Consider the following 9972-nt stretch of genomic DNA (forward strand, 5'->3'; position numbering starts at 1 on the left):
TGACGATCGCGGGGTTCGCGGGATTCACGGCAGCGGTCACAGCGCACGCACCCGTGGGTCGATGACGGCGTAGCAGGCGTCGACGGCGATGTTGACCAGCACCATGGCCGTCGAGGCGGCCAGGACCGTGCCCATCATCATCGGCAGGTCGGAGTCGGCGACCGAGTCCACGGCGAGCTTGCCGATGCCGGGGATGTTGAACGTCGTCTCGGTGATCAGCGCGCCGCCGAGGAAGAGGCCGAGGTCGATGCCGAACATGGTGACGACCGGGGTCATCGCGCCCCGCCAGGCGTGCTTGACGTAGACGCCCCAGGGTCCGAGGCCCTTGGCCCGGACGGCGCGCACGTACTCCTCGCTCAGGCTCTCCAGCATCGAGGAGCGGGTGAAGCGCGCGTAGGTGGCGACGTTGACCACGGCCAGCGTGATCCAGGGAAGCAGCATCCCGCCCGCCCAGCCCGAAAGCGAGGCGCCGGGCGAGGTGTAGCCGGGCAGCGGCAACCATGCCAACTGGTCGACGAAGATGTAGCGGACCACGATGCCGAAGAAGTAGATCTGCATCGACGCGCCGATCAGGGCGAGGCCCATGGCCACCTTGTCGGCCGCCTTGCCCCGCCGCAGCGCGGCGATCATTCCGGCGCCGACCCCGAGGGTCAGCACCAGGACCGCCGCTCCCAGCGCCACCGAGGCGGTGGCCGGGAAACGGTTGAGCAGCGTCTGGAGCACCGGCTGCCCGTTGACGAACGAGTAGCCGAGGCAGGGCGCGGGGCAGGACGCGGCGCCGAAGCTCCGGCCGGAGAAGACGCCGACGAGGAAGTGCCAGTACTGCACCGGGACGGGGGCGTCGATGCCCATGTTGTGCCGGATGGTGGCCAGCAGTTGCGGGGTGCACTGCTTGCCGCAGGCCAGCAGCGCGGGATCGGACGGCAGGGCGAAGAACAGCAGGTAGGTGACGGCGCTGACGACCAGGAGGATCAGGGCCGCACTCACGGTTCGGCGGATCAGGAAGCGCAGCACGAGTGCTCCGTTGGCTGGGCGGGGTTTAGGCGGGGTGTGTGAGCGGTCACTTCACGAAGACGTCCAGCGGGTAGACGGTGCCGATGAAGCCGAGGTGCACGCCGCCGAGGTTGGGGCCGTAGAGCGAGACCTGGCGCAGGTCGACCCAGGGGATGATCGGGGCCTCGCCCATGATCTTCTTGTCGAGAGCGGCCCAGTCCTTGTCCTGCTGGGCGAGGTCGGTCTCGGCGGTGATCCGGTCGATCTGGGCGTTCACCGACGGGTCGTCGAACAGCATGCTGTCGGAGCTGTCGGGCGCGATCAGCCGGCCGTCGAAGAGGGGGGCGATGACGGTGTCGGCGCTCGGCCAGTCCGGCCCCCAGCCGGCGACGTACACGTCGAAGGTGTTGTCGACGTTGCCGATCTCGTCGTAGTAGTCCTTGGCGTCCACCGCGTGGGTGACCACGTGGAAGCCGGCCTGGCCGAGCGCTGCGGAGACGGCGACGGCGGCCTGCTGCCACTGCCCGGTGTTGCCGTAGGCGAAGACGATGGTCGGGTGGGGGTCGCTGCTCTGCGCGAGCAGTTTGCGCGCCGCGGCCGGGTCCCCGGTGACGGGCGCGTGGTAGAGGTCGTACGCCTGGAAGCCGTTGGTGACCGGGGAGAGGATGGTGTTGGAGTAGTCGCCGTACAGCGGGCCGCCGAAGATCTGGCGCACCTGCTGCCGGGGGAAGGCCATCAGCAGCGCCTGGCGGATCTTCACGTCCTTGATCCGGCGGTTGTTGATGTCGAAGTAGGTGCTGAAGGGCGACACCTGGTCGACGGTCCTGGCCCGCAGCGACGGCGTGCCGAGGACCTGTTCCGCGACGTCGCCGGTGACCTGCGCGTTGAAGGTCATCGCGGTGCTGTCGGCGCCGTTCGCGGCGATCAGCCGCTGGTCGATGTCCAGGCTCTGGCCGCCGAACTCGAAGTTCCACCGGTCGGGGTAGGCGTGGCGGACGGGGTCGGTGGCCGGGTCCCAGCCCGCGCTGCGCGCCAGTTCCAGGGACTTGTCGGCGTCGTGGCTGACGATGCGGTAGGGGCCGGAGGAGAACGGGTCCGTGTCGAACGCCTGCTTGGTGTCGTGCGCCTTCGGGACGGGGGTGTAGGCCTGCATGGCCGCCGCGTACGGGAAGTCGGCGTGCGGGCTCTTGAGGTGGAAGACGATCGTCCGCGCGTCGGGGACCTCGATGGCGGGGAGGTCCTGGCCGTTCCAGGGGCCGGGGTAGGCGCCGGAGTAGTTCGCGGAGCCGGTGAGCCAGGTCTGCAGGTAGTTCGGGCCGCCGCTGAGGGAGGCCTCGAAGGTGCGCTCGATGCCGTACTTGACGTCCTGTGCGGTGATCGGCGAGCCGTCCTGGTACTTGACGCCCGCCTTGAGCGTGTAGGTCCAGGTCCGGCCGCCGTCGGAGCTGACGCCGGTGTTCGTGGCGAGGTCGCCGACCAGTCGGGTGACGCCGTTCACGTACTGGTAGCTGGTCAGTTGGCGGGTCAGCAGCAGGTCCACGGTCTGGTTCGGGGCGGAGTAGACCCGGGCCGGGTCCATGTGGCTGAAGTCGGTGGTCTGGAGAACGGTGACGGTCCCGCCGGACTTGGCGCCGGGGACGGCGGGGTCGGGGCCGGTGGAGTCCGCGGCGGTGCCCAGGGTGACGGCCTGCTTCGCGACCGGGGCCGAGGCGAGCTTGGTCGCGTCGGCCTTGCTGCCGGAGCACGCGGTGGCGGTGGCGAGCGTCCCGGCGGCCATGGCCGTGGCGAGCAGGCGCAGCGCGTGTCTGTTCATCGGGTCGTCCTTGCGTTCGGTGTCGGAGTCGGAGTCGGGCGGAAACCGGGGGAAGCCGGGACCGCGTCAGCGGTTCGACCTGGGGTCCAGCGCGTCGCGCACGGAGTCGCCCAGCAGGTTGAAGGCCAGGACGAAGATCAGCATCGCCAGGCCGGGGAAGAGCATGTAACTGAAGTCGGCGGAGTAGACCTGGGCGCCCCGCTGGATCATGCGGCCCCAGTCGGGCGTGGGCTCGACCATGCCCGCGCCGAGGAAGGACAGGGCCGCCTCGGTGGTGACGTACGCGGGCACGGCGAGCGAGGCCGAGATGAGGATCGGCGTCCACAGGTTCGGCAGCAGCTCCCTGAACACGATCCGGGCCGGTGACACGCCGATCACGCGGGCGGACTGGACGAACTCCCGCTCGCGCAGCGAGAGCACCTGACCGCGCACCAGCCGGGCGGTGGACGCCCAGCCGAACGCGGTGAGCACCACGACGACCGTCCCGGCGCGCAGCCAGGTGGGAACCTCCTGGGTGGGTTTGACGAAGGCGGCCTGAGCGACCGGGATGAAGGCGACGAAGAACAGCGTGGCGGGGAAGCAGAGGATCACGTCGATCACCCTGCCGACCGCGTAGTCGACCAGGCCGCCCGCGTACCCGGCGACGACGCCGACCAGGACGCCGATCAGGGTGACCAGGGCGACCACGGCCAGCGAGATCAGCAGCGAGGTGCGGATCCCGTAGACCAGCTGCATGAGGACGTCGCGCCCGAGCCCGGGTTCGACGCCGAGCCAGAACCGGCCGCTGATGCCGCCCATCGGCCCGGTCGGGTAGCCGAAGTCGTCGAGCAGGCCCGGCTGGTTCTGGCCGTAGGTGGTGTAAGGGTCCTTGCCGTAGAGCCAGGAGATGACGGGAGCGCCGAGGCCGACCAGGAAGAACAGGCCGACGACGGCTGCGGAGGCGACGCCGACGCGGTCGCGTCGGAACCGGCGCCAGGCCAGCTTGGCGGGAGAGCGCCCCTGCGGGGGCGCCGTCGGGTCGGCGGCCTCCGGGACAGGGGGGTCCGCGAGGAGCGAGGTCATGGGGGTCCCCAGGGGACGAAGACGAGAACGAGAAGGCGGAAGCCAGAAGTATCAGTGCAATGTCACGTTGCTCTGCTCTGGCAAGAGAGTGTCGCCCCTAGGGCGAAGCCGTCAAGATGCGATGTGACACTGCATCTGTTCGCTCGGAGAATTGCAGGCTTGACGCTGCATCAGTCCGGCGCGATCGTAGGTGGCAAGCACCTGACATGTAACGTGTGCCATGACACGCGCGCGGACGGCGGCCGGCCGCCGCACAGGGGAGGGCGCCCGCGTGGAGCTGGAGCTCCGGCACCTGAGGGTGCTGTGCACGATCGCCGACACCGGCAGCGTGGGCCGGGCCGCCGTCCTGCTCGGCGCCTCACAGCCCGCCACCAGCACCCAGCTGCGCCGGATCGAGGCCCACCTCGGCGCCCCGCTGTTCGAGCGCACCTCCTCCGGGGTGGAGCCCACCGGCTTCGGCCTCGAGGTGCTGGCCGCGGCCCGCGACCTGCTGGCCAGGGCCGAGGGCCTGAGCCGCAAGGCCCAAGCGGACCCGCCCGTCCGCCGTCGGGAGCTGCGGCTCGCCGCCACCAACTCCCCGATCCTGCCCGGCCTGCTCACCCGGATGCGCAGCCGGCTGCCCGAGCTGCGGATCACCGTCAGCAGCGTGTACCGCTCCTCCGACATCGTCGAACAGCTGGAACAGGGCAGCCTGGACGCGGCGATCGCGGTCGACTACCCCGGCCTGGAGCTGCGGCACTCGGACGCCGTCGCGCACCGGGGCATCGTCACCGAGCCGACCTTCGTCGCGCTCTCGGCGGGCCACCGGCTGCGGAACCGCGCCGAGGTGGCGCTCGCCGATCTCGCGGACGAGCCCTGGTTCGTCACCCCGGACGACGGCGCGGGATGGCCCGGGGTCTTCTACGAGGCCTGCGCCGCCGCGGGGTTCACGCCCGCGTCGGTGCACGAGTTCTTCGGCGACCGTGCGGAGCTCCGGGAAATGATCGCGGCCGGACTGGGCGTCTCGACGGTGCAGGCGACCACGCGGCCGCACTCCGCTGTCGTGATCAAGGCGCTGGCCGGGACTCCGCTGTGGGCCAGATACCTGCTTGCCTGGCGGCCCGCGTCGGTGGGCGACGAGCTGGTCGAGACGGTGCACGCGGCCGCGGCCGCCGCCTACCGGGAGCTGACGGCGGGTTCGCCGCACTTCGAGACCTGGGCCGCGCGGACCTACTGGGGCGTCCGCCCGTAACCGGCGCTGCCCGTCCCGTGTTATGCCCCGGGCAGCTATGTCATATGACCTGTCACATTGTATTCACCTTCGGCCGGTGCCACGCTTCACCTCGCGTTCCCCCACGCCTTGGACCGAACGCGCCGCACGTCCACTCCCCCAGTAAGTCGACCCCCGCTCAGAAGGGCCAGCAGTGCGACTGCGCATACCCCTCCGCACCCTCGCGGCCGGCGTCGCCGCGAGCTGCGTCACCGCCACCTTCCTCCTGCCCGCCTCGGCGGCCGTCGCGGCGTCGACGCCGCTCACCGCCAAGGCGCCCGCGTCCGGGCACGCCGCACCGAGCGCCCCCAAGCCGCTCGGCGCGACCCTCCCGGGCGCGAGCGCCCCGTCCTCCGCCGACACCGTCCCGACCGCGGCCCCGCTGACCCCCGGTCAGCTGGCCCAGGCCCAGCGGCCGCTGCCCCCCGGCGTATCCGTCCAGCTCTCTCCCAAGACCGAGGTCCCAGCCCCGGCCCCCGCCGTAAGACCGCACGCGGATCACCGGGCGGCCGCGGACACCGCGAGCTGCACCCCCGCCGACTTCTCCACGCGCACCGGAAGCGCGCTGGTCTCCTTCGTCGAGGGCTCGACCACCACCTGCGTCAACACGCTGTTCAACCTCACCGGCGCCGACGCGGGAGGCGTCTTCAAGGAAGCGCAGATGCTCACCGTCGCGAACGCCTACCACGCGCTGGCGTCCGGCTACACCGGCGACGACTCGACGGGCATCTGGCAGCTGGAACTCTTCCTGCGGGCGGGCTGGTACGTGCAGTCCAACAACGCGGCGGCGGTCGGCGACTACGACGCGGCCCTGACCACGGCCAACCAGGCGGCGCTCGACGCCTTCTTCGGCAGCGCGCACTGGCGCGACGCCACCGCCGCCAACGCGCAGGTGCTCTACGACGCGCTGGTGCTGACCGACAGCGCCAACCTGCAGGCGAACTACCTGAACGTCTACAAGCAGGTGCTGAACGGCTACACCCCCGCGGACGACTCGGTCACCGGCATGGACAACGCCGTCAACGCGGTGCTGTTCGCCCCGCTGTGGCGCGGCAACTGGAACCCGGCCTTCGTCAGCGCCGTCGCGGCCGACCCGAGCATCCTCAGCACCCTGGGCGCCTTCGCCCTCACCTACAAGGGCGCGGCCTCCGGCGCCGCCGGCTTCCTCGTCGTCAACGCGGGCAACGACCTGGGCCGCGCCGCCGGTGACGGCGGAACGGTGGGCACGGCGGCGAGCCGGCAGGTGCAGGCGGTGCTCGGCGCCTCGGCGATCACCGGTGCCACCGCCCCGCTGTGGGTGCACACCGCGTACGACGCCAACACCTACGACGCGGCCGACTGCTCGACCTATGGCACCTGTGACCTGCCCGCCAAGCTGACCGCGGCCGTGCTGACGCACCAACTGGTGTGCGACAACCGCACCTTCGAGACCGAGGACCTCACCGCAGACGAGCTCCACACCGTCTGCACCAGCCTGCGCGGCGAGGACACCTTCTTCCACAACCTGGTCAAGGACAGCGGCTCGGTCAACCCGTACGGCAAGACCATCGACCTGGCCGTCTTCGCCAACCAGGCGGACTACGTCACGTACTCCTGGGCCATCTTCGGCAACGACACCGACAACGGTGGCGAGACCATGATGGACCCGACGGACCCGAGCAACCAGCCGGTCTCGGTGATGTACCGCAAGGCGTGGAACGACGGCTTCCCGGCCAACGTGTGGAACCTCAACCACGAGTACACGCACTACCTCGACGGCGTCTACGACATGAAGGGCACGTTCTCCGACGAGCTGGTCGTGCCCGACGTCTGGTGGATCGAGGGCGTGGCCGAGTACGAGTCCTACACCTACCGCGGCACCACCGACACCGAGGCGATGGCCGAGGCCGCCAACCACACCTACAAGCTCAGCACGATCTTCCAGAACACCTACGACAACTCCGACACGATCCGCACCTACCCGTGGGGCTACCTGGCCGTCCGCTACATGTTCGAGAAGCACCCGGACGTGGTCGCGGCCATGCTGAGCCACTTCCGCACCGGTGACTTCCAGGGCGCCTACCAGGTCTACAACAGCATAGGCACCGGCTACGACGCCGACTTCGACAGCTGGCTCACCGCCTGCGCGGCCGGCGCCTGCTACGCGCAGGGCCCGACGGCGCTGTTCGACTCGTCCGTCGACGGGGCCACCGTCAGCCTCCACGACACCTCGGTGCAGACCGGCGGTGGCAGCATCACCGGCTGGCACTGGACCTTCGGCGACGGGAGCAGCTCCGACCAGCAGAACCCGACGCACACCTACAAGGCGTCCGGCACCTACACCGTCGACCTGACCGTCACCGACAACAGCGGCCGGACGGCCAGCACCCCGGCCTCGGTCACCGTGACCGCGGGCTCGACCCTGCCGACCTGCACCGACCCGCGCACCGACGCGCTCGGCCAGAACTGCTCGCGGGCGAACGTGTCGGAGACGGCCGGGAACACGGCCTACTTCTACCTCTGGCTGCCCGCCGGCACCTCCACGCTGACCGTCAGCAGCTCCGGCGGCACCGGAACCGCGGCCCTGTACTACGACCCGGACAACTGGGCCTCGCCGAGCACCAGCACGGCCTCGTCCACCACCCCGGGCACCACGGCCCAGACCCTGACCGTCACCAACACCACGGCCGGGTACCGCTACGTCAGCCTCTACGCGGTGACCGACTTCTCCGGAGTCACCGTCAGCACCCAGTTCTGATCGACCGCCGGCCCCGGCCCCCGGCGCGCCCTTCCAGGCGCGCCGGGGGCCCGCGGCATGGTCAGTGGCTGCGGCAGTCGCCCCAGACCGCCGCCAGCGCACGCGGGATCGCGCCGATGCAGCCGCCCGTCGCCGGGAACCCGGCGCTGCCGAGGTAGCTCCAGGCCCCGGCGGCGCCCAGGCTGAAGTACTTCGGCACGCTGCCCTCGTCCTGCGAGGCGACCTGCTCCTGCAGTGTCGCGCCGGCGGTCGGCTCGAAGGGGCTCGCCGCGTACGTGACTCCGCCGCACGCGCCGTAGAGGAAGCTGCCGGGCACCGGCCCGATGTGGACCAGCTTGTTCTGTGCCGCGTAGGTCCGGGTGACCTCGGCCTTGACGGCCGCGGTCACCACGAGGTCCCGGCACGGCGACCCGGACGCGGCCACCACGGACGCGGCGGTGGTCGGCGACGACTCGGCGGAGGCCGAGGACGACGGGCTCGACAGGGTCGACGACGTACGCGCGGCCGAGCTCGGGGCCGCACCGCCGTCGGAGCCGCCCGGGTGACAGGTGCTCAGCGCCAGGGCGGCGCAGACGGCGAGGGAGGCAGAGGCCGCACGGCGTGCGGTGGCATGCATGATCGGATCCTTTCGATGGGACGGGGAGATTGAGGCGCGCCTAGGAACCGGACGGCGCCGTGGTGGCGAGTACGCCGCCCCGGGCGTCGTAGACGGTGACCTTCACGGGGGCTCCTTGGGACTGCGACTGTGCGGGGATCCAGAGGTAGCCGGTCGCGTAGCCGGGCCGGCCGGCGAGCGAGACGACGGTCACGGGGTAGGCCGTGGCGTCGATCTCGACCGTCATCCGGGCCGTGTCGCCCGGCCCGACGTACAGCGGCGCGTAGAGCGTCCCGGAGGCGTCGGCGTCCTCCCGCAGGTTCACGGTGCCCTGGCCCTGGTTTCCGTCGGTCACGCTGCTGCAGCTGTAGGCGAGGGTCGCGAGCGGGCCGAGGCCCACGCAGACGTGATCGCCGGTCAGGTTCATCCGGATCTGGTGCCCGAAGGAGAGGTCCCGGCCCGCCGGGACGATGCGCACGGCCGGGCTCGACTGACTTCCCAGGCTCCCCGGGCTCGCCGGGTCGGCCGGACTCCCGGGAGCCGGGGACGCCGAGGTCGAGGCCGACGACGCGGACGACGAAACCGGAGAGGGCACGGGCGCCGCGACCTCGCCCCTCGTCTGCGCGCTGCCGGGAGAGCCGGCCAGGGCCATGCCCACAACCACGGCGGCCGTCGCGCCGACGGCGAGCGCCACCGCGACCGTGCCGCGGACGCGACGGCGCCGTCGGGCGCTGCGGTCGCGGACCGCCGCGGCCTTGCCCGCCCAGGCGGAGGGCTGATAGCGCAGCGCCTCGCTCTGGATCGCCCGCCGCACCAGGTTCTCGTCCTCGTGGTTCATCGCTGCGCCTCCTTCGATCCCGCCGTCGCGTAGTCGGCCAGGGCCCGATGGCCCCGGAGCTTGGCGATGCCCCGGCTGGCCTGGCTCTTGACGTTTCCGGTGGAGCAGCCGAGGACGTCGGCGACCTGCTGCTCGCTGAGGTCCTCCCAGTACCGCAGCACGACCACCGCCCGCTGACGCGGGGGCAGTTCGTCCAGCGCCTGGAGCAGCGCCGAGCGCTGCTCCACCTGCGCGGTGGCGGGCGGCTGCGCGCGTTCGGGCACCCAGGGCATCAGCAACTGCCGAGCCCGCCTGCGGCGGTGGCGGCTGAAGCTGTTGTTGACCATGGCGCGGTGCACGTAGGCGTCCGGGACGTCGAGCCGCCGGATCCGCGCCCAGTGCGGGCAGATCTTGGCGAGGGTGTCCTGCACCAGGTCCTCCGCCTCGTGGTGGTCGCCCGTGAGCAGGTACGCGGTCCGGGTCAGGCGCTGCCAGCGCGCCGCCACGAAGGTGTCGAAGTCGACCGACGCCGATTGCGGCCAAGCTTCCGGGTCCCCCACCATCACCGTCGACGCCACCACGCGCTGCCCCCTCCTGACGGAGCCGCACCGCAGACGGCCCTCGCTCCCTTCACCACGCGGGAGCCGACGGGGTTGCACGAGAACGCGGATCGAAATGATTCGGGTACGCCCCCAACGTTCCGCAC

The 9972-nt window shown here is 71.3% G+C and carries 8 protein-coding genes; 2 read left to right on the plus strand and 6 right to left on the minus strand.

Annotation, left to right across the window (positions count from 1 at the left end):
* Positions 1–36: 36 nt before the first annotated feature.
* The 3 genes from TR48_RS42255 to TR48_RS24320 all read right to left on the minus strand — a co-directional run bounded on the left by TR48_RS42255 (position 37) and on the right by TR48_RS24320 (position 3868).
* Positions 37–1014 carry an ABC transporter permease gene (locus tag TR48_RS42255; protein ID WP_042370889.1) on the minus strand — a complete coding sequence of 326 codons (978 nt, stop codon included), beginning with the start codon at positions 1012–1014 and terminating at the stop codon, positions 37–39.
* Between the two features lie 46 nt (positions 1015–1060).
* On the minus strand, positions 1061–2806 hold the full coding sequence (locus TR48_RS24315) for an ABC transporter substrate-binding protein (protein ID WP_042370891.1): 1746 nt from the start codon (positions 2804–2806) through the stop codon (positions 1061–1063).
* A 66-nt stretch (positions 2807–2872) separates the two neighbouring features.
* Entirely contained in the window at positions 2873–3868 is a 996-nt protein-coding gene (locus TR48_RS24320) for an ABC transporter permease (protein ID WP_042370893.1), read from the minus strand.
* Positions 3869–4139: 271 nt separating this feature from the next.
* On the opposite strand from TR48_RS24320, the gene TR48_RS24325 reads away from it, so the two are divergent.
* Positions 4140–5099 carry a LysR family transcriptional regulator gene (locus tag TR48_RS24325; protein WP_042370894.1) on the plus strand — a complete coding sequence of 320 codons (960 nt, stop codon included), beginning with the start codon at positions 4140–4142 and terminating at the stop codon, positions 5097–5099.
* Positions 5100–5271: 172 nt separating this feature from the next.
* Complete coding sequence (locus TR48_RS24330) at positions 5272–7854, plus strand: collagenase (RefSeq protein ID WP_052442955.1); 2583 nt, start codon at positions 5272–5274, stop codon at positions 7852–7854.
* Positions 7855–7915: 61 nt separating this feature from the next.
* Here TR48_RS24330 and TR48_RS42260 read toward each other — a convergent pair whose 3' ends face one another.
* Genes TR48_RS42260 through TR48_RS24350 form a run of 3 tightly spaced genes read right to left on the minus strand, consistent with a single transcriptional unit; the run spans position 7916 to position 9829 of the window.
* Positions 7916–8470, minus strand: coding sequence for a hypothetical protein (locus TR48_RS42260; RefSeq protein ID WP_152628153.1), 555 nt, complete (start codon positions 8468–8470; stop codon positions 7916–7918).
* A 40-nt stretch (positions 8471–8510) separates the two neighbouring features.
* Positions 8511–9287, minus strand: coding sequence for a hypothetical protein (locus tag TR48_RS24345; RefSeq protein WP_052442956.1), 777 nt, complete (start codon positions 9285–9287; stop codon positions 8511–8513).
* A complete protein-coding gene (locus TR48_RS24350) occupies positions 9284–9829 on the minus strand; it encodes a SigE family RNA polymerase sigma factor (RefSeq protein WP_042370939.1) in 546 nt (181 codons plus the stop codon). The genes TR48_RS24345 and TR48_RS24350 overlap by 4 nt, the downstream gene beginning before the upstream one ends.
* Positions 9830–9972 lie beyond the last annotated feature (143 nt).

The organism is Streptacidiphilus neutrinimicus, assembly GCF_000787815.1.
Taxonomy (GTDB): Bacteria; Actinomycetota; Actinomycetes; order Streptomycetales; family Streptomycetaceae; genus Streptacidiphilus; species Streptacidiphilus neutrinimicus.